A 23,763-nucleotide genomic window follows, 5' to 3' on the forward strand; every position below is an offset into this window, starting at 1 on the left:
TCACCGACCCTTATAGCTTACCTTTGTCGTAACTAAGCGATGTATTGCTTATTCAGGTTTTTTAGTCACTGTTACCGTAGCAGCTGTTGGGTTGGGACCATCAACTGTGAAGATATAAGTGCCAGCTTCTGTAATAGTTAGGCTAAAGTTACTTTGTGAGCCTTGTACTAATAAAGCCGCTGAACCTACAGCTACTGTATTGGTTTCGCCAGCGCCCATATTAATGTCGCTCCAGTCAGCATCAGCCACTTTAAACTCATAAGACTCTGCGCTTAAGTCTATTTCAACGCTGTAGCTACTATTGCCAACATAGGCTAATTCATCAACTGCGCCCCAGCCATTCATGCCGCCTCTAATGAATACAGGTGTACCAGCGTACATTTCTGCTTTGTAAACGGATAATGTTGGCTCGGCTAAATCAGAGACATCAACATAGAAGGTATATTCACCTGCTTCAGTAAAGGTCATGCTGAAGTTGTCGTTGCTGCCTGATAATAAAGACATTACCGCACCTTCAGTCACTACTTCATCAGCGGAGTTAGCGCCTAAATTAACCGTAGACCAATCACCCGAGGCTATTTTAAATGAATGAGTTTCAGCACTGATCGTAAAGGTACCTTGGTAAATACCACCACCAATATGTGTCATCAGATCTGTTTCACCCCAACCATTCATACCGCCACGTAAATAAACTGGCGTACCAATAAATGGGTCTTCATTTTTAACTAATAATGTTGGTGCGTCGGTATTAGAAGCATCAAGTTCAAACACATAAATTCCATCAAGGGCAATGGTAATGCTTAGGTTGTCGTTACTACCCGGTAATAACGTAAAAGTTTCACCTTCTGTTACTGTATTGCCGCTAGCAGGTGCGCCTAAGTTTATCGCTGCTGTCCAATCTTTATCTGCTACTTTAAAGGAATAATCACCGGCCGTTAAGGTTAAGCTTGCTTGGTAAATACCGTCGCCTTTATAAGCAAAAGCATCGGTATTGCCCCAACCATTCATTTCACCTTTTACTAGTGGAATACCATCACCGTAAGGTACTACATCAGGTGCGCCAGATGTTGCATAAGCAGATAAACCTGTGCCTTGGCTCTCGCCTTGTGCTTTAACAAATACCGCTGTGGTTAATGCTGGTACGGTAAAGCTACCTTCGCCTTCACCGGCAGTAAAACTGGCTGATGCAACTGTACTATCAACTGAGTTGGCTAAAGTGCCGTGTAGCGCAAAACCTTCAGCGGTGGCAATGGTATGGGTTTGTTCACTGTTGCTACCGTTTACCACAACAACTAGTGCGTCAACGTTTGCATCTAAATCCGTTAAGCCAGTACCGTCGTCAATACTCATCACAATTAAGCCTTGAGTTTGATTTTTACCAATATTGTGAAAACCAACACGTTCGATAATGTCTTGCGCTGTGGTCAGTCTAAATAACGGGCTTGTGCTACGAATGCTTAAAAACTCGTTAAATACTGATGAAGCAAATTGCATATCTGACATTTGAACTTGATATTGACTGCCCACTGAAAATGAAACTAATTCATTCTTCTTTTCTTGTTCAGATTTCCATACTTTATCTTTGTCATAAATAGTTTTTTCTTCGATACTAAAACCGGCTTCAATGGGGCGACCTTTGTTCCAGTTGTTGTCCGTTAATGTAAAATCTACGAGGTTATACCAATCACCAGCATCATAAGTATTTCGGTCTAACGATTTAGAGCGTAAGAAATCACCGCCCATTTGTAGAAACGGAATACCTTGTGAAAGCAATACAATTGATTGTGAAACGTTTTGCGCGCGCACACGCTCCATTAAACTAAGAGAGTTGTGTAAGTTAAACTGTAATTGATCCCATAAAGTTTCATCGTCATGCTTAGAAACATAATTAATAATGTCAGCAGGATCTTTCGCGTACATACCAAAAGCACTACCTACAGAGTCGTTACCACCTGCGCTTTTTAAAACGTAGTTTTCGAGTGTCCCCGCCATACCAAACTTAATAATATCTTGTTGGTAAAACGCATAACCGTCGTCAAAGTGCTCACTATTTTCCATTTGGTTATTAAATAGAGCGCCTTTGCGTACACCATCACGTAAGCGATCGTTATAGGTGGCAATTTCACTACCTGCTAAGCTTTTTTGATCGGCTCGTTCAAAACCATAACTGGTTTTAGGCCACCCTTCACCATAGAAGTGGTTGTCTGGGTCAATTGCTTGAACAGCATCACGTGCGGCAAGCATTTGCGCTTTAGAACCTTGGCTCATAATGTCGAAACGGAAGCCGTCGAATTGATATTGCTCAGTCCACTGTTTAAGTGAGTCGACCATCAATTTGTCCATCATTTTATGAGTTAAGGCGGTATCGCTACAACAGGTACCATTTTCGACCGAGCCTGTGGTGATATTGCGGCTGTGATAATAACCTGGGACGATTTTATCGAGTATTGAGTTATCCCATAAACCTGCTGAATTAGTATGGTTGTACACAACATCTAATACCACGCGTAAGCCGATATCATGCAAACCTTTGATCATTGCGCGCATTTCTTTGATACGAGCAACACCGTCAGGGTTTGATGCATAACTGCCGTCTGGCACATTAAAATGTTTAGGATCGTAACCCCAGTTAAAGCTGTCGTAGTCTTGCACTATGTCCATTAACTCTGCAGCTGCATTAGATGATGGATCGTAGCTTTCTAATACGTCACGGATGGTGTCATTGTCACGACCTTGGTAACAAGGCTCTGCATCGATATTTTTCTGACATAGCTCAAGCACTGTGCTGTCGAGATTAATGATCTCTGCAGGGTCTTCTGTAATGGTGGCAATATCGTTAGCCGGTAACATATGAAAATGCGTTAAGCCGTTATCAGCAAGCATTTTTAGATGCTGCATTGGCGCAGACTCAAGCTCACTAAAGGCTAAGTATTTACCGCGATTTTCTGCACTGGTACTTTCGTCGCTGACACTAAAATCACGAATATGGCCTTCATAAATAACGGCATCTTCATAGTTGTTAATGCTGGCGATGGTTTGTGATAACCAGCCTTCAGGTTGCAAGTCTTCATCGTTTAAATTAACAAACTGCGAGTAGATACCGTCGGTAGATAAACTCACTGAGTAAGGGTCAGTACTTTCCACCATTTCCATGGCTTTGTTTTGATAATGATAAACGCTTAGCTCAAAACGATAGAATTGGCGATCTAAACTGCTGTCACCTTGATATGACCAAATACCTGTCATCGGATCTTCAGTCATGGCATGGGTCGCAGTTTCTTCTTTAGCGGCGTTATAGACTTTAAGGTTAACGCTTTGCGCTGTTGGCGCCCAAACAGATACGCTTACTGCGCCATTATCATAGACTGGGCCTAAGTTTGCTTCGTTAGCGTCAGCGTCACCTTTGGTATATAGGTCGTCTAAAATAAGGTCTGCTTGTACATAGGTGGCTGCTACTGGGGTGTTATCAGCGTCGTAACCTACTAGTACCAGTTGATTTTTAGCAACCGCTTTTGCTTCATCAGCAGTGAAATTTACCGAATACGCAGGCAAGTCCGCGACACGTGGCGCAGTGCCTTGTTGTGCTTCGGTTAAATCTGTCGGCGTTAATTCAACCACTGTACCGTTAACCGCATCGTTATTTTCAGCATCGGCGACAATACCGGCACTTACTGAATGATGCAGTTTTACTTGGCTTACACCAATTTTCCCTTCAGGGTCTGCATTCCAAACAAAGGTATTAACGTCTATCCAGTGGCCGGCAATATCTTTAATTGCCAGTGGTTGTTCACCTAAAGATACAATTGGAAATTCAAACACTGAACCTTCGCCGGTAAAGGTAAAGTTCATGCGTTGGAAAGTTTCATCGTCTTGCATTAGTGGCATTTTCCAGTTGCCGCCACCAAACTCTTTACCAGCGTCGTCGGTACCTTTATGAATAATAAAGTGACCACACTCGTTAAAGTCTTCTTTTAGATTAAATACCCAGTACGCACCATAGTTTGCATCGATGGCGGTATGCGATAAGCCATTGCTCCAGCTTTCGGCGAGTGAATCATCTGCGTAGGCATCACACGTTGGATCATTCCAATTGTGCACCTTGTATTCGTCATATTCACTCGGATCAGCATCTGCACCGCGGTTATAATACAAAACCGCTTGGCGTTCACTTGGAAAGAATTCTGGATCAGGCGCGTTAGGATCGGCGCCAACAATACAGGTTTCATTTAATGCATCAGGTACTGTCGGCGCGGCACATTGAATTGGCTCTGGTGCCACACAACTTGTGCCTGCTGCGTTTGGTACCATAGGCACGTCACAGGTTAATAGTACTTGACCATCTTCACCAGAGTCGCTGCCGCCACCACACGCCGATACCATTAAGGTAAATAGGGTGACAATGAATAGTTTGATCATACTATGACTTTTTTGTTGGTAAGTTGACGCTAATTTATTGTCAACAAACAGTTTTTTAAGATTTATCATTTTTATATACTCGCTATAACTGTGTTTACAATGAATAGGTCATGCCCATGAAAAACTGGCGACCAAAGTACTGCAAGGTACCGGTTTGTGCCGTTTCACCGAAGTAACTTTTGGTGGGTTCATCGGTTAAGTTATTCACTTGAAAAACCACCCCTAGATTGTCGTTTACTTGGTATGACGCTTGATAATCCACGACAGTTTCACCGTCGTAGTTCACCGTTTGCGCTTCAACCGCTACTTGTTCAGAAACAAATTCATCGCGATAGCGCACACTTAAGCGTGTTTCAAAGCCTTGGTATTCCCAAAATAGGGTAGTCTGTAAAACGTTTTCAGATAAACCTGGCAACGAGATAGGTAAGTCTTGTTGACCCACCGATGAAATTTGTTGAATTTCACTTTGGGTATGCGAGTAACTTGCGTCAAAACCTAAACCTGACCATAACTCAGGTAAGAATGAGAATACTTGCGTATAGCCCAGTTCTAAACCGCGTATATAACCACCTTGCTCATCATTAAAAGCCGTTTCGAAACTACCATTACGTACTTCTAAAGGAATGCCCGTTAATGGATCGTCGTAGCTGTCTGGTACGGCAAAGCCATTGCCAGCAAAGTCAAAGTTGGTGATGGTTTGAGTAATAATGCCCGCTGATTCAATGTCTTTATAAAATACTGCCGCGACAAATTTTCCGTCGGTGTCGGTAAAGTATTTTTCATAAGAAATATCGTACTGATTAGCATAAAACGGTTTAAGCGCTGGGCTATTTTTCGCCTGACCACTTACTTCCGCATAGCTATCGGTACCTGAATAAACCGGTGAAATGTTAAAGCTAGAGTTAGAGGCTAAACGGTCGATGTTTGGTCGACTCATCACTTTGGCAGCCGCAAAACGTACTTGGTCGCTGTCGGTTAACTGAAAGTTTAAGTTAAGCTGCGGTAAATAGTCGCGATAGGTATTGCTGATCACCGTTGGGAAATAACGTTGGTTAATTAAGCCAACTTCATCAGTAATAAACTGAGCACCTAAATGCGCATTAGGAAACTCAATGGCATTGCCATTTTCATCTTTAATCGGCTCGCCATATTGGTCAAACTTATTACTTAATCCAACATCTTGTAATGAAGTAGACGCTTGTGTGGTTTCTACCATGCGCACACCAATGTTACCGGTAACTGGAATACCAGCAAGCTCAGTATCGATATTTGCCATTAAGTAAATTGACAAAATATCTTCAAATACTTTACCGCTTTCTTTGAGTGTCCAGTCGGAAGTTTTACCTGTGGCGGCACCGTTAATAACGCCGCTGGCGCGGTCACCCCATGTTTGCACTGGTTGTGGACGCCCTTCTGGGAACCACGCATCAAGAACCTTGTCTTGATCAAGCGCTAAATAACTTGGAAAATAAGAAAAATCGCCACCCCAATTTACCACACTAGCCATATCTTCGGTGATGCGAAGTGGCGCTTCTAATGAATTTAAGCTGCTGTCGCTACCAAATTCAAATACCGAGCGGTCGTTGCTATATTCACGCTCAGAATAACGAGCACCCACTTCAATTGACGAGATAAAGTCGTTGTCTAAGTCGTAGCTTAAGTCGAGACGAACGGCGTTAACTTCATCTGAGTTTACGTAAGGATAAATACCGTATTTACTGACCATGACTTTGTTAAGGTCGGTAAAAGCGTCTGCTTGGCTTAAACCAATATCAGGTAAATCTAAACCGTTCAGTAAATAACTAATCGATACGTTGTTATCGATCATCGGTGTTTCGGCGTTGGCATCTTGTGCGACAAGTGCCCAAATTAAACCATTTTGAAATTCACTGGTTGCTGATGAATGTGATAAATCGATGTTTAAGTTTAAACGTTCGGTAATTTGCCAATCGGCGTTTAAACCAAAGCTAGCCACTTCATCTACGTCAGAGTTATCGTCGTTGACCATTTCAACGCGGGTGGCACTGTTTGACGTACGATTAATGGTACCGCCAATCACTGAGTTGTCATAAATAACAGGGTTGCTGATCGCTGATTGCTCACCTTCAAATTTTACGCGAAAACCACGAGCAAACTCTTCAGAGGTAAACTTTGAATAAAAGCCATCAGCTTTAAGTTGGAAATTGTCAGTAGGTTGCCATTCTAAGGTTGCCATAAAGCCGTCGCGTGTTTCTTCGCCGCCTTTATGTTGCATTTCAAAACCTTCACTAATGTATTCTTTATTTAAATGAACACCGTCTTCTTTTGTTGGACCATTCGTGTCGTTTTCTAGGTTATCAACATCGCGTAATTTGCTGTAGTTTAAGCCAATAAATTGCGCGGTAGCGCTTGGCTGGAATAAACGCGCATAACCTAAGGCGACACCTACAGTATCGTCCATGTATTTGCCTTGATAAGAAATACTAAAACGATGACCCGTTGAGGTTGCATCAGGCACATCTGAGGCTAAATCGTTATACATGCCACGGGCATTAATATTTAAACTATGGGTCTTATCGTTCTTTAACGGACTTGCCGTGGTTAATTCAACCGTACCGGCAACACCACCTTCAATATGAGAGGCTTTAGGCGATTTATAAATTGCCGCTTGTGAAATAAGCTCTGACGGGTATTGGTCAAATTCAACACTACGTTGACCACTTGTTGATACCTGTTCACGGCCATTTAACGTGGTTTGAACAAAACCGCCTGACATACCGCGAATGTTAATTTCAGCGGCTTGTCCACCGGTTCGAACTGCAGAAACACCGGGTAAACGGGTTAGTGCGTCTGCCATTGAAACATCAGGTAGACTACCTAAGTCATCGGCGCTGAGTTGTTCGGTTACCGTATCGGCAAATCGTTTTTGGTTAATAGATTGAATTAAAGAGCGGCGAAAGCCGGTTACTTCAATTACCTCGATAGACTCTTCTGCTTGTGGCGTTGTAGCTTGCTGTTCTTCTTGAGCATAACTTGCTCCAGAATACGCAATTAAACCGCAAGAGAGCATGGCTAGGGTAAGCTTGCTTGGTTTAAATGTTGACATGTGTGCTTCCTCTTTATCTTCCATGATCTAGTTATAATTGTTCAGTAATCCGACTGATTTATCTGTTATCACCTTAATACTAAGAAGCAAATTAAAGAATAGATACGATTTGCATACGTATTCATCGCTTAAGCTATTTACTTGGCCTTTGCCGATTTGTAAATCAAAATAAAATCATGTCGATTTTTATTATTAATTTTTTAATTCAATAGTTTATGATTTATTTTCAAGCCAAGGTTAACTTTTTCAATTTAAAAATAACACCGCTTTTGTGGTGAAATAAGGCTATGAATACGTATGTAATTGATTTGTAATTTTTGACTGAAAAGTGATCGTAAACTGATTGATTCTTATTTGAATACGTATGCAAGCACTCGTATATTTTTCCTAACCTAGCCATTATGTAAAGACACTAAGTTCACTAGGGTATTTTGATGCAAAGTTTGTTGAAGATAATGTTTTTAATTGGTTTGATGAGTGTATCGGCATGCTCGGTTGAGAGTGAACTTGCTGAGCAGACATCGACATCAGTTAGTCAACAACACCTATTTGCTCAAGCTCAGACAGTTGATTTTTCAGCCCATTGGCTCAGCCAAAACATTATTGTTGCCCCGAAGCAATATGCAAACATTAACGCACAGCTACTGCGTTTTACTTTGCCTGATGACCACGTTGCTGAGCGTATTGCACTTGTCGCCGCCGAAATGCCGAGCGCGCTACAAAAAACGTTTCCCCATTTAGCATCTTTTCAAGCCTATCAAGTAAATTTACCGCCAGAAGACATTAAAGTTTGGCTAAAAAGCAAGTTGGCGGTTGCCTTTACGTTAGCTGAAAATAAACAACACTTGGCATATCTGCAAACCGGCAATGTTATCGACGACCTTTATACGTCAAACGATAATGATGCTGATGAAGTCACCGATCTGGGCGCAACCTTATTACCTACAGGCGTTAATTTTAAATTGTGGGCACCAACCGCGCAGCAAGTCTCGGTGCTGTTATTTAACGAGCAGCTACAACCTTTGCCAATTGAAAAAGTAGCGTTAACTGAAGATAGCAAAACGGGCATTTGGCAGGCAACAATAGTGCACAACTCGTCTGCCATTTATTATCGCTACCTACTGGACGTGTATCACCCACGTACTGGAAAAATTGAAAGCATTCAGGTGACCGACCCTTATTCATTAAGTTTGTCGGTCAATAGTGAATACTCACATGTCATAGATTTAAATGCCGCGAATACTATGCCAAACGGTTGGTTAACTCAGCCTGTTGCAAGTGTTGGCGCACCTGAAAATAATATTTTTTATGAAACTCATATTGGTGATTTTAGTGCCCATGATGCCAGTTTGTCTGCGCCACAATATCGCGGCAAATATTTAGCCTTTACTGAAAAAAACAGTGACGGCATTAAGCATCTTAAAGCGTTAAAAGAAGCGGGTGTTAATAATATTCACTTAATGCCTACGTTTGATTTAGGCACCATTAATGAAGATAAAGATACCGTTATTGACATGAATACTCGTGTTTCGAAAGTGTGTCAGTTGCATAACATTGATAATTTGTGTGCAGGTAGTGATGACAAAAATATCAGCTTAGCGGCCTACCTTGCCAAATTGCCAGCCAGTGATGAAAGTCGTCAAGCGATAGTATCGGCGCTGCGTGAGGTTGATAATTACAACTGGGGCTACGATCCGTATCACTATACGGTGCCGGAAGGGAGCTATGCACTTAATGCCCAAGGCGAAAAGCGCATTGTTGAGTTTCGTCAAATGGTGCAAAGCATTCATCAACTTGGTTTTCGCGTGATTATGGACGTGGTTTATAATCATACTCATCAAGCGGGGCTTGCACCGACCTCAGTGCTCGATAAAATTGTGCCGAATTATTACCACCGTTTAGATCCCATTTCAGGGGAAATCAGCCAATCGACTTGTTGTGATAATACCGCGACAGAGCGGGCGATGATGAGCAAATTAATGATTGATTCACTCGTGGTTTGGGCGAGAGATTATAAAATTGACGGTTTTCGCTTTGACTTAATGGCCCATCAACCAAAAGCGGCGATGTTACAAGCACGAAAAGCAGTACAAGCGGTTGACCCTGATACTTATTTTTACGGTGAAGGTTGGAATTTTGGCGAAGTGGCTAATCATCAACGTTTTGAACAAGCAAGCCAGTTGGCATTAGCCGGAACGGAAATTGGTACCTTTACCGATCGCCTGCGTGATGCAGTACGTGGTGGTGCATTTAATGCGGTTGGAGAACAAATTCGACAAAGTCAGGGCATAGGCAATGGTTTGGGTACTATGCCTAATGAATTACAAGAGGGTGACTTAAGCGACTACTATTTAAAAATGGACCAAATTCGCGTCGGTTTGGCGGCCAATCTTGCTAATTTCCCACTTGAAAATGCCAATGGCGACAAGGTGCTTGGCAAAGATATTCCTTATGGCGATCAGCCAACAGGTTATGCACTTGACCCAGCAGATACCATTAATTATATCTCTAAGCACGACAACCAAACGCTTTGGGACAATAACCAATATCGTATTGCTTACCAGCTACCAACGTCTGACCGTGTGCGCATGCACATGCAAAGTTTAGCATTTCCAATTTTTGCCCAAGGCATTCCATTTATTCATATGGGATCTGAATTACTGCGCTCTAAATCATTTTTACGCGACAGTTATGACTACGGCGATTGGTTTAATAAAGTCGATTTTTCAAAACAAGACAATAATTACAATGTTGGCTTACCGCCTAAAGTAAAAGATGGCGACAATTGGACGATGATTAATACCTTGTTAACGAAAAACCAAGGGCGCGATCACGTTAAGCCGTCAGATATCGCTTTTAGCGCCGAGGTATTTTTAGAAATGTTGAAAGTTCGTGCCAGTTTACCGCAACTAAGGTTAACCACTGCCGAGCAAATTATCGAACAAGTGTCTTTTCACAATACCGGCAAACAGCAGCAACTCGGTTTAATTGTGATGAGCATAAAAGGCGGCGACGAAAAAAATGTTGTTGTTATTTTTAATACGGATAGTAAAGCGCAACAATTTTCAGCGGAAAATTTCGCGCTTGATTTCACTATAGAAAATTTTGAGTTACACCCAATTTTACAACAAAGTATTGATGACCGAGTAGCTACTAGCAAGGTCGATAAAAACGGCTTTTATGTGCCGGCGTTAACCACGGCAGTATTTGTCGAAAAATAAGGAACCCCATTATGAATTTTACTAAACCTAAGTATTTATTGGGCTTAGCATGTTTAATGTTACCAAGTGCACTATTGGCTAAAAACATTACCGTTAAATCGCCTAGCGGAGATTTGGTTGTAACTGTCAGTGATGAAGGTGGCCCAAGCTACCAAGTTAGCTTTCAAGGAGAAACCGCACTCACCAGCTCTAAATTAGGTATGCGTTTTAAAAATGCTCACGAACTTGGTGAAGGTTTTACTATAGAAAGTAGTAAAACCGACAGCAATAACTCGACATGGGAGCTACCTTGGGGTGAGCGAAAAACCGTAACCGATCATCATAACGAGCTTACCGTTACGTTTAAAACAGCGCGCGCTAGCAGCAATACGTTTAAGGTGCGTTTTCGTGTTTTTGACGACGGTTTAGGCTTTCGTTACGAAGTACCTACACAAAAAGGCTTAGCTGGAAACATTGAAATTATTGATGAGCTAACTGAATTTGCCGTTGAAAAACCAAGTGCTGCTACCGCATGGTGGATCCCTGCACGCGGTTGGAACCGTTATGAATATGTTTACAATACCACTGACGTCGAGTCGGTTGACCGTGCGCATACGCCATTTACTTACAAACTCGACTCTGGCATTCACATCAGCATTCATGAAGCCGCGCTAGTTGATTACGCGGGCATGACGTTAAATCAGCAGCGCCCAGGCGTAATGAAAGCAGACTTAACGCCTTGGTCTGACGGTATATTAGTTAAAACCACGGCAAATTTTAAAACGCCATGGCGTACTATTCAGGTCAGTAAAGATGCGGTTGGTTTATTAAATTCTGACATTATTTTGAATCTAAATGAGCCGAGCAAACTAGAAGATACCTCTTGGATTGAACCGGGTAAATATGTCGGCATTTGGTGGGGCATGCACATTGGTGAAAATACTTGGGGCAGCGGTGAAAAACACGGTGCAACCACCAGTGAAACTAAACGTTACATGGACTTTGCCGCAAAATACGGTTTTGATGGCGTATTAGTTGAAGGTTGGAACTATGGCTGGGATGATGATTGGTATAGCAATGGCGATATTTTTAATTTCACTAAAGCCTACGACGATTTTGATATTAAAGCGGTAAGTGAGCACGGTTTAGCTAAAGGCGTGCGTTTAATTGGTCATCATGAAACCTCAGGTAGTGTTACTAATTACCGTAACCAAATGTCAGATGCCTTTGCTTTGTATGAAAAGCATGGTGTTCGCCAAGTCAAAACTGGTTATGTGGCTGACGGTGCTAACATTAAACGTATCGATGAAAATGGCATAGTGCGCAAAGAATGGCACGACGGTCAATTTATGGCAGCAGAATACCTACACAGCGTAACTGAAGCAGCGAAACATAAAATTAGCATTAATACGCACGAACCCATTAAAGACACAGGTTTACGTAGAACTTATCCAAATTGGATTGCTCGAGAAGGTGCTCGCGGACAAGAATTTAACGCTTGGGGCACACCGCCAAACCCACCAGAGCATGCGGCAATTTTACCGTTTACCCGCATGTTAGCAGGGCCTATGGATTTCACCCCAGGTATTTTTGATTTAGGTTTTAATGGCTTAGGCGCAGATACTAATCGTCCGCAAACAACACTTGCTAAACAATTAGCCTTGTATGTGGTGATTTATAGTCCAATTCAAATGGCTGCTGATTTACCGCGTAATTACTTAGCTAAAATGGACGCGTTCCAGTTTATTCGTGACGTACCTACTGACTGGCAAGAAAGTAAAGCAATCGCAGGTGAAGTAGGTGACTACGTGGTATTTGCACGTCAAGAACGAGAGGGTAACGACTGGTATTTAGGCGCGTTAACGGATGAAAAAGCACGCTCTGTTACTGTGAAGTTAGACTTTTTAGATGCGAACAGACGTTATCAAGCGCAAATCTATCGTGATGGTGAAAAGGCGGAATGGATTGATAATCCATACGAGATGATTATTGAGCAGCAAACGGTTACCGCTAAATCAAGCTTAACCTTGCCATTGGCAACAAGTGGTGGTGCGGCGATACGTTTTAAGGCGTTAAACTAGTCATTACTTAAATAGTTAACCAAGAAAAATTGAATAAACAGCGAACGGGCAATATCAGCTTGTTCGCTGTTTTTTTATAACTATCGCGTTAGTTTTTGTATTGTTTATACCTAGGGTGAAATTCAATATAGTCGCACCACGTACTGTAGTCGGTGTGTTTAAATGCAGGGCTATTTGATTTATACCAATCAGAAGAGGTAAAAGGGAGCAGTCTAAACTTTCGCTTTTGGCCATCGATGGCAACATAACAGGCGAGTTCTTTTCGTGTTTCGTTATATATTTGTACTTCAGTAATACCTTCAATATTGAGTCGCTTGGTTACCGTAATTTTTGGCATGGCATACGCGGGTATTGCCACAATGGCAACAGTTAATAGCGCAATAATCGGTTTGTAAGCAACGAAACTCATGGCGGCACACATTAAAATTTAATGGACAATTCAAGCATAACACAGTTAGCTATTTTGCTCTATGTACAGGCTTTGTGACGATTTAAAGCAAAGATAAATAAATAATTCGTTAATTATTTGTCTGTAGCAGTTGAAAGCTAAAAATGAGTCTCCATAACTTATATTAACCATAAAAAAAGTGCCGAAATTTAGTTACCGATCCTGACCAAGAGTTGGTTTTTAAATATCTGATATTAAGGCATATTATTAAATTAAAGAGAACGAGAATGGCAAATATTGTACCGGTTAGAAAAGAAGCGCATAAGAATTTAAAAATTTCTTCAAAAAGAAACTTAGCTCATGTGGCAAATCAACATCTAGTGCCAATTCATGCTCGTGAATATGCGCAAGCAGCAGCAAGTTATCCAATTGTTTTAGTTAAAGATCCTGACTCAGAACGTTACCGCAGTATCGTAATGTTAGGTTTAGAAGCAGGCGAAAATTTATATTATTCAGAAAACAAGTGGGACGCGATTTATGTACCACAAAGTATCGCTCAATCACCATTTGCTTTAGGTTTAGACCCAGAGCAAGAAAAAACCTTAACGACATGTGTTGATCTAGACAGCGAATTTGTTGGTGAAGATAAAGAGCACGCGTTATTTGATGAAGAAGGTAACGATACTGACTTCTTCAAAAGCGTACAAGAGTCACTAGGGCGTTTATACGACAACGAAGTATTAACTGAAAAGTTCATCAAAGAACTTACCGACAACGACTTACTCATCGAACTTGAATTAAACATTGCGTTAAGCACAGGTGAGAAGAAAAAGCTGGTTGGTTTATTCGGTATCGACGAGAAAAAACTACAAGAATTATCAGATGACAAAGTGTTAGATTTCCACAAACGTGGTTTGTTTGTGCCAATTCACGCAATGTTAGGCTCTATTGGTCAAGTTAACCGTTTAGCGCAATTACGTAATTTAGGTGATTCTCAAGCGAAAGTTGCAGGCGTACAGTTCGCTGTAGCAGGTGCTGAAGAAGCGAAAAAATAACATTTTTGCAAGTTAGCAACAAAAAGAGGCGCAAGCCTCTTTTTTATTGCCTGAAAAAAGAAAAGCTTAAAAATTGTTCATTATAAATTAACAGCTTAAAGTTGCTGTGCTAGTGTATTGAATTATACTGAAAAATAGATCTGATCTGGGTTAATGGCGGGAGTGCTATGACAAAACCGAAAAAGCTTTCTTCTGACGTAGAGGAGCAAGTACAAATACTTGCAGGCGACATTTATTTGCAAGTCGAAGAGAAAATTTCATCATTTCTCAGCACCTACTCCCAATCACAAGACATCAGCGAGCAGATAACTGAGGAAATAACTCAGCAGCAACCGGCCTATTTGGCGCTTGAGCAGCAACTTCAAAGCGAGCAAGCCAAAAATGCAGAACTGATGGCGAACTTAAGCCAAGGCGAAAAAAACGATAAAGCACAACAAGCCCAGATAGCAAAATTAACAGAAACAGTCGCTGAGCAAGCACAAAGCCTTCAACAAAATAGTGAACTCAATAGCGCAAAACTTACCGATACTGAACAAGTTCTTAAAGAAAAACTGCAAGAAATTTCGAGCTTAACTGAGCAGGTTGAAAAACTAAGTGCCAGTGAAAAACAGCTTGCCGAGCAGCAACTGGCAGCGGAGCAACAGCTTGTAACCTTAAATTCACAAAATAATGACTTTCAAAAAGCGGCCGACAATACTGAGAAGAACCTAAAAGCCAAATCAGCAACCTTGGAAGTGCAAAACCAACAAATTTCTGAATTACGTTTGCAGCTAGACAATAGTAGTGCCGAACTGGCGCATCTTAAAGCACAGCAAACGCAGGTGCTGAGCTCAGCCAATGAAGAGTTGTCGCAAGAAAAACAACAAGTGAATTTGTTGGTTCAACAAAAGTCAGAATTAGAGCAAGCGCTTAAATCTGCTGAGCGAGCACTTGAATTAAGTGAACATCAGCAACAACAAGATACCGAAAAAGCATCAAATTTGAGTAAAGCAAACCAACTTTTAACGGATGATAAACAATCGTTGGAACAAGCGCTAACAAAAGCGCAAGTGCAAGAAAAGTCAATGTCGACAGAGTTAGCTGATGCCACAAATCAATTAGCAGCAGCAACTGCACAAATAACCTTGCTAGAGCAAGACTTACAAGCGAGTAACCAAGCAATGGAACAGCTAGGTAAACAAAGCCAAATAGAGTTAGACGAAATAAAACAATCACTGAAAGCGAATGAGCAAGAATATCAAAGTCAGTTAACAAAACTCAAAGCGTCGATAGACGTTGAACAAAAACGTGTCATAAGTTTTGAAAAAGCAACTGATGGTTATCAGCAACAAATTGCCAGCGTGTCAGATAAAATGGCGACAATGGAGCAGCAAAGCACCAAAGATCAGCATACTTTGCAGCATTTACAGCAGCAAATAGCGCAAGATCAGAAAAACTGGCAACAACAAACCAGTGTTTGGCAGCAACAACAAGATAACTTAAAAGATTCACTCAATATTGCTGAAGAAAAAACCGCCGTTTTACAGGCAGAAGTTGAGCAGTTACATCAAGATGCGCAAGCGGTTAAACAGCAAACAGAAAAAAATAAACAACTCGCTCATGCGAATAAAGAAAAACAAGCGGTGGAATACGATAAAGCGCGTGAAACCATTAAGTATTTGCGTGATGAAAACTTAGCGCTAAATACCAAGCTTGATGAGCAAGTATCAGCACTTGAAGAAAAAGTCACTGAGTATCGCTTACGGTTTGAATATGCACAAAAGCAGCTAGCAAAAAACTCTTCTTAACAGTGTAGATGGCAATATTGAAGCTTTTTTTGTCCATTAATATCATAGGTAAAAACAATATAGTGCTAGTGTCACGGGCATATCTGGCTATAATGTTTGCCCAGTTCAGTATTCTTTTAGGTAAACATTAGTGAATTCTCAAGCTCAATTATTAACATTAAGTCAGTGGCGTCAAATAGCGTTTTCAGCAGCATTGCTTGAACGCATGTTGCCTAATTATAAAATGTTCACAGACAATGTTGAGTTTGGCAATCCGGCGATATTACGCAATCAATTAGATTTAATATGGCAATGGTTAGATAAAAATAACCGCTGTAAAATTAATTATGATGCGCAACTATTAAAACTTGAAGAGCAAATTCCTGATCCTGAGTCTTTTGAATTTTTTGGGGTCTTTCCTGCTCTTGATACATGCATGGCACTGATGTCGCTATTACAAGCGATGCAAGACAAAGACACGCAAGGCTTTAGCAATGTTTGCCGCCTTTCAGAAAACAGTGTGTCTGCTTATATTGAGCTGTTATTGGCGCATGAACAAGAAAGTGGTAATGATGTTGACGGATCTGACGACGCAATTTTAGCGCACCCCTTAATGATGTGGGAACAAGAGGTGCAGCAAGAATTACTCGATGTTTTGCAAAATGCGCCAGAGAATAAACAAACCTGCCAAAAAATCAAAGCTTTAGTATTGGAAGAAGGCTTATCTAATTTAGGTATTGAAATAGACTAAGTTAGTTAGCGACTTCATTGTTGATTAACCTGATTTGTGGCTGCTCGAGACTAATAATATTGACGCAGTCATTCTGACCTTTAATTAGGTATTCCGTTAATGATTGATTTTTTGATAAAAATCCATAACGAAGACTTTCTTGAGCTAACCAGCCGGAATTATGAATTTCCAATAGCCAGTTATTAATAATGACGTTGTTCTCCCAAAACTCCAATAAATTGCTCTCATCTAAACACCGAAAACCGATCGGTTGCTTAAAGTTAATTTCAAAAGTGTTATCTGGGTTGGCAAAAACGATTATCGTTAAATACTCACAGTTATAACTAATCGATTCTATATAAGTATCACTACCACAGTATGCTTGAGTGTGTATGACTGATGCTTCCATCAATACCTCCATGTTTCACGTTTATTATTGCCACTAAGCTTTTATCGCTCTTAATAGCTAGTATTGATGGAGTTTGATGAAAAGTCTGTAACTGTTTTGTAGAGACTAGCTAGTCTTATTTATCTGATATAAAAGGTAAATTACTTGTCCAGCCGTTTTTTCTTTCAATAGCTTCCAGTGACTTGGCATTTGCTGAGTATTATTATCTTTTTCCATTTCGACATACACTAACGCCTCGTCAGCTAACAAATTTTGGTCAATTAATTGTGCGGTTTGTTCTACTAAATTTTTTCTAAAAGGAGGATCAATAAATACCAGAGAATATTGCTGTTGTTCGTTCTTTAGATAGCTTAAAGCATCCGTTTTACAAATGGTGACATTATCTGCTTTTAAGGTAGCTTTGTTGGCTTGCAGTTGCTTGGCTGCGTCTGGGTTTAACTCTAAAAAGGTGACATGGTGTGCGCCTCTTGAAAGTGCTTCGAAACCTAAGCTGCCAGAGCCAGCAAAACAGTCTAAACAATTGCTCTCAAGAATATACGGCGCTAGCCAATTAAATACCGTTTCTTTTACTCGGTCGGTGGTGGGGCGTAAACCTTCAGCCATTAGCACAGGTAATTTTCGGCCTCTATGCTTACCGGCAATAATGCGAATATTGCCTGTTGGCGCGGCTTTACTGTTTTTTTTGTTGCGTTTGGTCATAGGATAAATAGCTTTTGTTTTTAACCGAGAGTATAAGTGGTACTATATCGGCAATTTTATCCTTGTTTGGTATGAAAATGCCATTCGAATCCACTTAATTATATTGTAATTGCATTTATGTCTAAGAAAAAAGGTATGTTTTCCTGGTTAGGCTTTGGTCAGGACGATAAGAAATCAGCTTCACAAGAGCCAGAGTCAACTACAGATGAAACGGTTGAAGCAGAAGGTAATTCTGCTACCAATGACGAAAAAGCACAGGAAACCCTTGCGCAGCAACAGGTAGTTGTATCTGATGTTGCAGAGCCAGAGCCAGAGCCAGAGCCAGAGCCAGAGCCAGAGCCAGAGCCAGAGCCAGAGCCAGAGCCAGAGCCAGAGCCAGAAGCGAAGCAGGGCTTTTTTGCGCGCTTAAAACAAGGTTTGTCTAAAACTCGGCAAAATATTGGTGGTGGTATTGCCGGTTTATTTCGCGGCAAAAAAATTGACGATGATTTATTTGAAGAGCTTGAAACCCATTTATTGCTCGCGGATATCGGTATTGAAACCACCACCAAAATTATTGATTCATTAACAACTGCTGCGTCTCGTCAGCAATTAAAAGACGCTGACGCGCTTTATGATTTATTAAAGCTTGAATTGAAAAAGGTAATAGAGCCAATCGACCAGCCGTTAGTGATCCCTGAAAGTGACGGCCCGTTTGTTATCTTAATGGTGGGTGTTAACGGCGTTGGTAAAACGACCACAATTGGTAAGCTAGCTAAGCAATTTCAAGCACAAGGCAAATCAGTCATGCTAGCAGCTGGCGACACGTTTAGAGCGGCAGCTGTTGAGCAATTAGAAGTATGGGGCGAGCGTAACGATATTCCGGTAGTTGCTCAACATACTGGTGCGGATAGTGCTTCGGTAATATTTGATGCCATAAGCTCGGCAAAAGCACGTGGTGTTGATGTGCTAATTGCTGACACCGCAGGGCGATTACAAAACAAAGGCCACTTAATGGAAGAGCTTAAAAAAGTAGTCCGTGTGATGAAAAAGCTCGATGTTTCTGCCCCTCATGAAGTCATGTTAACGCTAGATGCCGGGACCGGACAAAATGCCTTAAGCCAAGCACAACTCTTTACTGAAGCCGTGGGTTTAACCGGTTTAACCTTAAGTAAACTCGACGGCACTGCAAAAGGTGGTGTTATTTTTGCGATTGCCGATAAGTTTAATATTCCTATTCGATACCTAGGTGTTGGCGAGGGCATTGATGATCTTCGCCCGTTTAATGGTGAAGATTTTATTAACGCATTGTTTTCTGAAGAACAATAACGGTAGAATGATCTGAGCAAAGCTGTCACTAAATAACGCTAATAATAAGAAGCCATATTGACCCTATATGATTAATTTTAACAATGTCAGTAAAACCTATCCAGGCGGTTTTGCCGCTTTAAAAAATGTAAGTTTTAATTTGGCTGCGGGCGAAATGGCTTTTTTAACCGGCCATTCCGGTGCTGGTAAAAGTACCTTGTTAAAATTAATTAGCTTAATGGAGCAACCAAGCTGCGGCAGTATTAAAATCGACGGTACTGAGCTTGCGCGGATCAAATATAGCCAAATACCTTATGTACGCCGCGGCATCGGCATGATCTTTCAAAACCATAACTTATTAATGGACCGCACCGTTTTTGACAATGTTGCTTTACCCTTAGTGATTGAAGGCTATAGCCATAAAGATATAAAAAAACGTGTTGAAGCGGCGATTGAAAAAGTACATTTAACTAGCAAACTGCGTTGTTTCCCTTATATGCTTTCAGGTGGTGAACAACAACGCGTTGGTATTGCCCGCGCCATTGTTAATAAACCGCCAATATTATTAGCTGATGAGCCAACTGGGAATTTAGATCCTAAATTATCACTTGATATTATCCGTTTGTTTGAAGAATTTAACGCTGTCGGTGTTGCCGTATTAATTGCGACGCATGATTTAGGCTTAATTGCTCGTATGAAATATCGTACCTTAACGTTAAAACAAGGCACCATGATTAATGACGGGCTGATAGACGGCTTGCAGACACAAGTGCCAGGAGAAGTTGATGAGTAAGTTATCAACTTCGAAAAGAAAAGTCGGCTTAATGACGCGACTACTTTCCTTGCCAGCGCGGCATGCACAACAAGCGATTGGCAGTTTAGGTGATTTGTGGCGTACACCATTTACGTCGGTGATGACCGTGTTGGTATTAGGCATAAGTTTAGCCTTACCGGCAACCTTACATTTGTTTGTTAAAAACACCGATGTGATCACTGACCAGTGGCAGTCAGCGTCGCAAATTAGCTTATTTTTAAAAACGTCAGTTACGGATAAAGCGGCGCAAAATTTAGTGCAGCGGGTGCAACTATTGCCTGAAGTCGCCAATGTGCAATACATTTCCGCACAACAAGCATTAGATGACTTTAAAGTGCTCTCTGGTTTTGGACAAGCGCTTGAGTATTTAGACAGTAATCCACTCCCGGCAACTTTAATTGTGACGCCAACTGAGCGGGCAAGCCAAAGCCTTGCCGCCAAAGAATTGCTTAATAAACTTGAGCAACACCGAGAAGTAGAACAAGGTAAACTCGACCTAGAATGGTTGACGCGTTTGCAAGCCATTGCTCAGTTAGTTGAAGATATCGTCATCAGTGTCGCACTTATGTTATGTCTATCTGTGGTGCTTATTGTCAGCAATACCATACGATTGGCGATATTAAATCAAAAAGACGCTATCGCGGTAATGAAGCTCGTCGGGGCAACCGACGCGTTTATTCAACGCCCTTTTTTATACTCTGGCGTTTGGTATGGCATTTTAGGCGGTTTGTTTTCAGGCATTACCGTCAGCTTGTTGGCGTATTATCTTTCAAGCTCAGTCGAAAAAATTACCGACCTTTACCGCAGTAGCTTTACTTTACAAGGACTATCGGCGTTTGAGTACATTTTACTGTTATCTTTTGCTGTTACATTAGGCCTTGTTGGCAGCTATCTATCTGTTAGAAAACACATTAGAGAAATTGAACCGACCACAGATTAAAACCTTTGTTTTACACTCTTGCCACCATTTTCACCTTCAAAGCGCTTTTTGGGTTACTTCTTTTAACAAAAATACACAAATTAGTTTAAAAAAAGTGGAATAGAAAGTTGTTTTCCCCGTTCTACTTAGGTAGTGTTGAGAATCACCTCGTGATCTTTTGCTTTATTATTGATAAAATCACGGGCGTAAAAATTTTAGTAAATGGATATGAGGATAAATACAATGCAATCGATGGCGTTAACCGTCCCACGTAGTGGCAGCATTGAAACATATGTGCAATCAGCTTATAGCATTCCTATGCTTACTGCCGAAAGAGAGCAGGAGCTTGCTACACGCCTCCATCAGCATGACGACTTACAAGCTGCACAAGAGCTGATTATGTCGCATTTACGATTTGTTATTCACGTTGCTAAAGGCTATGCCGGTTATGGTTTACCGCAAGCTGATCTTATTCAAGAAGGTAACGTAGGTTTAATGAAAGCTGTTAAGCGTTTTAACCCGGAAGTGGGTGTTCGCTTGGTTTCTTTTGCTGTTCATTGGATCAAAGCAGAAATTCATGAGTTTGTTTTACGTAACTGGCGTATTGTTAAAGTTGCAACAACTAAAGCTCAACGTAAATTATTTTTTAATTTACGTAAAAATAAAAAGCGCTTAGGTTGGTTTAGTAATGATGAAATTAATAACGTTGCTGAAACTTTAGGTGTAAGTACTAAAGATGTGTTGGAAATGGAATCTCGTATGAGTAACCAAGACCAAGCCTTTGAACTTTCTTCTGATGAAGACGACAGTGCAAGCGCTGGTAGTTTTTCTCCAGCACAATATCTTGAAGACAAGCAGTCTGACTTAGCAACTATTGTTGAAGACGACAATTGGGAGAATCACGCAAACCAACGTTTAACTTCTGCATTAGTGGATTTAGACGAGCGTAGCCAAGATATTATTCGCACCCGTTGGTTAACGGATGATAAAGCGACTTTACAAGAGCTAGCAGATAAATACCAAATCTCAGCAGAGCGTGTTCGCCAACTTGAAAAGAATGCGTTAACAAAACTTAAAAACACTATGGTGATATAGTAGTGGCTTAGTTTTGCTTAGCACTTAAGCATAAAAAATAGACATAAAAAAACCGGCTAAAAAGCCGGTTTTTTTATGTCTATTTTTTATAAGTCTAATTTAATCTTCATCAACTTCATAAGCGCTGAAGTCGGTAATACCTTGCTCTTCAAGCAGTTTACGTACACTAGCAGGTAGCTTTTGATCATTGTCTTTAGCTAAATCATTGTCGTCAGGTAGAGGCTGACCGGTAAATGCGTGTAAAAATGCTTCGCATAACAGTTCGCTATTGGTAGCGTGGCGTAAATTACTGACTTGGCGACGGGTGCGTTCATCGGTTAACACCTTAAGGACACGTAATGGGATAGAGACAGTAATTTTTTTGACTTGCGCGCTTTTTTTGCCGTGCTCCGCGTAAGGATTAATATACTCACCATTCCACTCAGCCATGAACTTACCTCGATACTTCGATAAAAAGGGAGAAACCCTTAGATTAAAATAATTTGCTAGGCTAAATTGTACTGGTTGTAGGGCTTGAGTCAACAGTGAAAGTGTAGAAGTTTAGATGTCTAAAGTTCTTGACCGCTTTTACTAAAGTGTTTAGAGTTATAGACGTCCAAACATCTAAATGAATTTGAGGAATAAAATGACGGTTAAAAAAATTGCTACAGTCGCCGTACGCGCTGGCATTAATAACGATAAGCACCACGGTGCAGTTGTTGCTCCAATTCACTTGTCGAGTACATATTCGTTAAAAGGCTTTAATGAAAAGCGCGAATTTGACTATTCCAGAACGGGTAACCCAACCCGAGCAACATTAGCACAAGCGATTGCCGATCTAGAGCAGGGCAGTGTTGGTGTGGTCACCAGTACCGGCATGGCTGCGGCTCATTTAGTATGCCAGTTGCTTTCTGTTGACGATGTTATTGTTATTCCACATGACTGCTATGGCGGCAGTTATCGTTTATATACCCATTTAGCTAAACGCGGCTTATTTAAGGTTATTGTCGTTGACCAAAACGATGAACAAGCACTAGCCGATGCTTTAGCGCAAAAACCCAAAGTGGTGTTAATCGAAACACCAAGTAATCCTTTATTACGATTAGTTGATATTGAAAAAGTCGCAAAACTAAGTCACGACGTTGGCGCTTTAGTGGCGGTTGATAATACTTTTATGTCACCTGTATTACAGCGCCCGCTCACCTTAGGTGCTGATATTGTGTTTCATTCGACCACTAAATACATTAATGGTCACAGTGATGTTGTTGGTGGTGTTTTGGTTACTAAAGATCAAGCATTAGGCGAAGAGCTTGCTTGGTGGGCAAACTGCATTGGCATTACAGGCGCCGCATTTGACAGCTATCTAACTGTGCGTGGCTTAAAAACTCTGCCACTTAGAATGAAACAGCATCAACAAAATGCCGATGCTGTTGCTGAGTTTTTAGTGAATCATCCCGCCGTTGAAAAAGTATATTACCCGGGGCTTAGTGATCACCCAAGTCACGCATTAGCTAAAAAACAGCAAGCGAATTTTGGTTCAATGATGAGTTTTGAAGTGAAAGGTGGTGAAGCTGCCGTTAAAGCACTATTTGCCAATCTGGATTTGTTTACCTTGGCGCAGTCGTTAGGTGGTGTGGAAAGCTTGATCAGTCATCCATCGACAATGACTCATGCAGGCATGGAATTAGAAGCGCAAATAGCTGCAGGTATTAAGCAATCGTTAGTGCGCGTATCGGTTGGTATAGAAGATATTGACGATATTATTGCTGATCTTGGTCAAGGCTTAGCCGCCAGCCAACATAATTAGTCAAAGCTACCGCTAAGTTTTCGATAAGTCATA

At 41.1% G+C, this 23,763-nt stretch carries 16 protein-coding genes; 10 read left to right on the top strand and 6 right to left on the bottom strand.

The genetic code is table 11. From position 1 onward, the window contains the following. Positions 1–48: 48 nt before the first annotated feature. Together pulA (ACRRSQ_RS17060) and ACRRSQ_RS17065 are read right to left on the bottom strand one after the other, a co-directional pair. Positions 49–4,416 (bottom strand): pullulanase-type alpha-1,6-glucosidase, encoded by a 4,368-nt coding sequence (gene pulA, locus ACRRSQ_RS17060; protein WP_440877006.1) that lies wholly within the window; start codon positions 4,414–4,416, stop codon positions 49–51. 94 nt (positions 4,417–4,510) lie between these two features. Next, complete coding sequence (locus ACRRSQ_RS17065) at positions 4,511–7,501, bottom strand: TonB-dependent receptor (RefSeq protein WP_440876982.1); 2,991 nt, start codon at positions 7,499–7,501, stop codon at positions 4,511–4,513. Between the two features lie 434 nt (positions 7,502–7,935). On the opposite strand from ACRRSQ_RS17065, the gene pulA (ACRRSQ_RS17070) reads away from it, so the two are divergent. Together pulA (ACRRSQ_RS17070) and ACRRSQ_RS17075 are read left to right on the top strand one after the other, a co-directional pair. Continuing rightward, complete coding sequence (gene pulA / locus ACRRSQ_RS17070) at positions 7,936–10,722, top strand: pullulanase-type alpha-1,6-glucosidase (protein ID WP_440876983.1); 2,787 nt, start codon at positions 7,936–7,938, stop codon at positions 10,720–10,722. A 56-nt stretch (positions 10,723–10,778) separates the two neighbouring features. Further along, on the top strand, positions 10,779–12,782 hold the full coding sequence (locus ACRRSQ_RS17075) for a glycoside hydrolase family 97 protein (protein ID WP_440877007.1): 2,004 nt from the start codon (positions 10,779–10,781) through the stop codon (positions 12,780–12,782). A gap of 88 nt (positions 12,783–12,870) precedes the next feature. On the opposite strand, the gene ACRRSQ_RS17080 is transcribed toward ACRRSQ_RS17075, so the two are convergent. Then, complete coding sequence (locus ACRRSQ_RS17080; protein ID WP_440876984.1) at positions 12,871–13,191, bottom strand: hypothetical protein; 321 nt, start codon at positions 13,189–13,191, stop codon at positions 12,871–12,873. 266 nt (positions 13,192–13,457) lie between these two features. Between ACRRSQ_RS17080 and ACRRSQ_RS17085 the strand changes: the two genes are divergently transcribed. The 3 genes from ACRRSQ_RS17085 to ACRRSQ_RS17095 all read left to right on the top strand — a co-directional run bounded on the left by ACRRSQ_RS17085 (position 13,458) and on the right by ACRRSQ_RS17095 (position 16,742). Continuing rightward, positions 13,458–14,225: a SapC family protein gene (locus tag ACRRSQ_RS17085; RefSeq protein ID WP_440876985.1), complete on the top strand. Its 768-nt coding sequence runs from the start codon at positions 13,458–13,460 to the stop codon at positions 14,223–14,225. A gap of 167 nt (positions 14,226–14,392) precedes the next feature. Further along, positions 14,393–16,012 carry a hypothetical protein gene (locus tag ACRRSQ_RS17090; RefSeq protein ID WP_440876986.1) on the top strand — a complete coding sequence of 540 codons (1,620 nt, stop codon included), beginning with the start codon at positions 14,393–14,395 and terminating at the stop codon, positions 16,010–16,012. Between the two features lie 130 nt (positions 16,013–16,142). Further along, on the top strand, positions 16,143–16,742 hold the full coding sequence (locus ACRRSQ_RS17095; RefSeq protein WP_440876987.1) for a YjaG family protein: 600 nt from the start codon (positions 16,143–16,145) through the stop codon (positions 16,740–16,742). A 1-nt stretch (position 16,743) separates the two neighbouring features. Here the strand turns inward: ACRRSQ_RS17095 and ACRRSQ_RS17100 are convergent, their stop codons facing one another. Beyond that, positions 16,744–17,130 carry a hypothetical protein gene (locus ACRRSQ_RS17100; protein ID WP_440876988.1) on the bottom strand — a complete coding sequence of 129 codons (387 nt, stop codon included), beginning with the start codon at positions 17,128–17,130 and terminating at the stop codon, positions 16,744–16,746. Positions 17,131–17,235: 105 nt separating this feature from the next. Then, positions 17,236–17,829 carry a 16S rRNA (guanine(966)-N(2))-methyltransferase RsmD gene (gene rsmD, locus ACRRSQ_RS17105; RefSeq protein WP_440876989.1) on the bottom strand — a complete coding sequence of 198 codons (594 nt, stop codon included), beginning with the start codon at positions 17,827–17,829 and terminating at the stop codon, positions 17,236–17,238. Positions 17,830–17,946: 117 nt separating this feature from the next. Between rsmD and ftsY the strand changes: the two genes are divergently transcribed. From ftsY to rpoH, 4 genes are all read left to right on the top strand, one after another. Continuing rightward, on the top strand, positions 17,947–19,137 hold the full coding sequence (gene ftsY, locus ACRRSQ_RS17110) for a signal recognition particle-docking protein FtsY (RefSeq protein ID WP_440876990.1): 1,191 nt from the start codon (positions 17,947–17,949) through the stop codon (positions 19,135–19,137). A 67-nt stretch (positions 19,138–19,204) separates the two neighbouring features. Then, positions 19,205–19,909 (top strand): cell division ATP-binding protein FtsE, encoded by a 705-nt coding sequence (gene ftsE / locus ACRRSQ_RS17115; protein WP_440876991.1) that lies wholly within the window; start codon positions 19,205–19,207, stop codon positions 19,907–19,909. Next, entirely contained in the window at positions 19,902–20,870 is a 969-nt protein-coding gene (gene ftsX / locus ACRRSQ_RS17120) for a permease-like cell division protein FtsX (protein WP_440876992.1), read from the top strand. The genes ftsE and ftsX overlap by 8 nt, the downstream gene beginning before the upstream one ends. 207 nt (positions 20,871–21,077) lie before the next feature. Beyond that, the gene (gene rpoH / locus ACRRSQ_RS17125; protein WP_440876993.1) at positions 21,078–21,944 is read left to right on the top strand and encodes an RNA polymerase sigma factor RpoH; all 867 of its coding nucleotides are present in this window, start codon (positions 21,078–21,080) and stop codon (positions 21,942–21,944) included. Between the two features lie 99 nt (positions 21,945–22,043). Here the strand turns inward: rpoH and metJ are convergent, their stop codons facing one another. Beyond that, on the bottom strand, positions 22,044–22,373 hold the full coding sequence (gene metJ / locus ACRRSQ_RS17130; RefSeq protein WP_440876994.1) for a met regulon transcriptional regulator MetJ: 330 nt from the start codon (positions 22,371–22,373) through the stop codon (positions 22,044–22,046). A gap of 196 nt (positions 22,374–22,569) precedes the next feature. Between metJ and metB the strand changes: the two genes are divergently transcribed. Beyond that, complete coding sequence (metB, locus tag ACRRSQ_RS17135; RefSeq protein WP_440876995.1) at positions 22,570–23,730, top strand: cystathionine gamma-synthase; 1,161 nt, start codon at positions 22,570–22,572, stop codon at positions 23,728–23,730. Positions 23,731–23,763: the final 33 nt, after the last annotated feature.

Origin of the sequence: Thalassotalea sp. PLHSN55 (genome assembly GCF_052030545.1) — a bacterium.
Classification (GTDB): domain Bacteria; phylum Pseudomonadota; class Gammaproteobacteria; order Enterobacterales; family Alteromonadaceae; genus CANMXU01.

Coding starts and splice junctions, on each gene's coding strand:
- rsmD (WP_440876989.1), bottom strand. CDS start 17,829: ATGACCAAACGCAACAAAAAAAACAGTAAAGCCGCGCCAACAGGCAAT.
- ACRRSQ_RS17085 (WP_440876985.1), top strand. CDS start 13,458: ATGGCAAATATTGTACCGGTTAGAAAAGAAGCGCATAAGAATTTAAAA.
- ACRRSQ_RS17090 (WP_440876986.1), top strand. CDS start 14,393: ATGACAAAACCGAAAAAGCTTTCTTCTGACGTAGAGGAGCAAGTACAA.
- ACRRSQ_RS17080 (WP_440876984.1), bottom strand. CDS start 13,191: ATGAGTTTCGTTGCTTACAAACCGATTATTGCGCTATTAACTGTTGCC.
- ftsX (WP_440876992.1), top strand. CDS start 19,902: ATGAGTAAGTTATCAACTTCGAAAAGAAAAGTCGGCTTAATGACGCGA.
- ACRRSQ_RS17075 (WP_440877007.1), top strand. CDS start 10,779: ATGTTACCAAGTGCACTATTGGCTAAAAACATTACCGTTAAATCGCCT.
- rpoH (WP_440876993.1), top strand. CDS start 21,078: ATGAGGATAAATACAATGCAATCGATGGCGTTAACCGTCCCACGTAGT.
- ACRRSQ_RS17100 (WP_440876988.1), bottom strand. CDS start 17,130: ATGGAAGCATCAGTCATACACACTCAAGCATACTGTGGTAGTGATACT.
- ACRRSQ_RS17065 (WP_440876982.1), bottom strand. CDS start 7,501: ATGTCAACATTTAAACCAAGCAAGCTTACCCTAGCCATGCTCTCTTGC.
- metB (WP_440876995.1), top strand. CDS start 22,570: ATGACGGTTAAAAAAATTGCTACAGTCGCCGTACGCGCTGGCATTAAT.
- ftsY (WP_440876990.1), top strand. CDS start 17,947: ATGTCTAAGAAAAAAGGTATGTTTTCCTGGTTAGGCTTTGGTCAGGAC.
- metJ (WP_440876994.1), bottom strand. CDS start 22,373: ATGGCTGAGTGGAATGGTGAGTATATTAATCCTTACGCGGAGCACGGC.
- ftsE (WP_440876991.1), top strand. CDS start 19,205: ATGATTAATTTTAACAATGTCAGTAAAACCTATCCAGGCGGTTTTGCC.
- pulA (WP_440877006.1), bottom strand. CDS start 4,416: ATGATCAAACTATTCATTGTCACCCTATTTACCTTAATGGTATCGGCG.
- pulA (WP_440876983.1), top strand. CDS start 7,936: ATGCAAAGTTTGTTGAAGATAATGTTTTTAATTGGTTTGATGAGTGTA.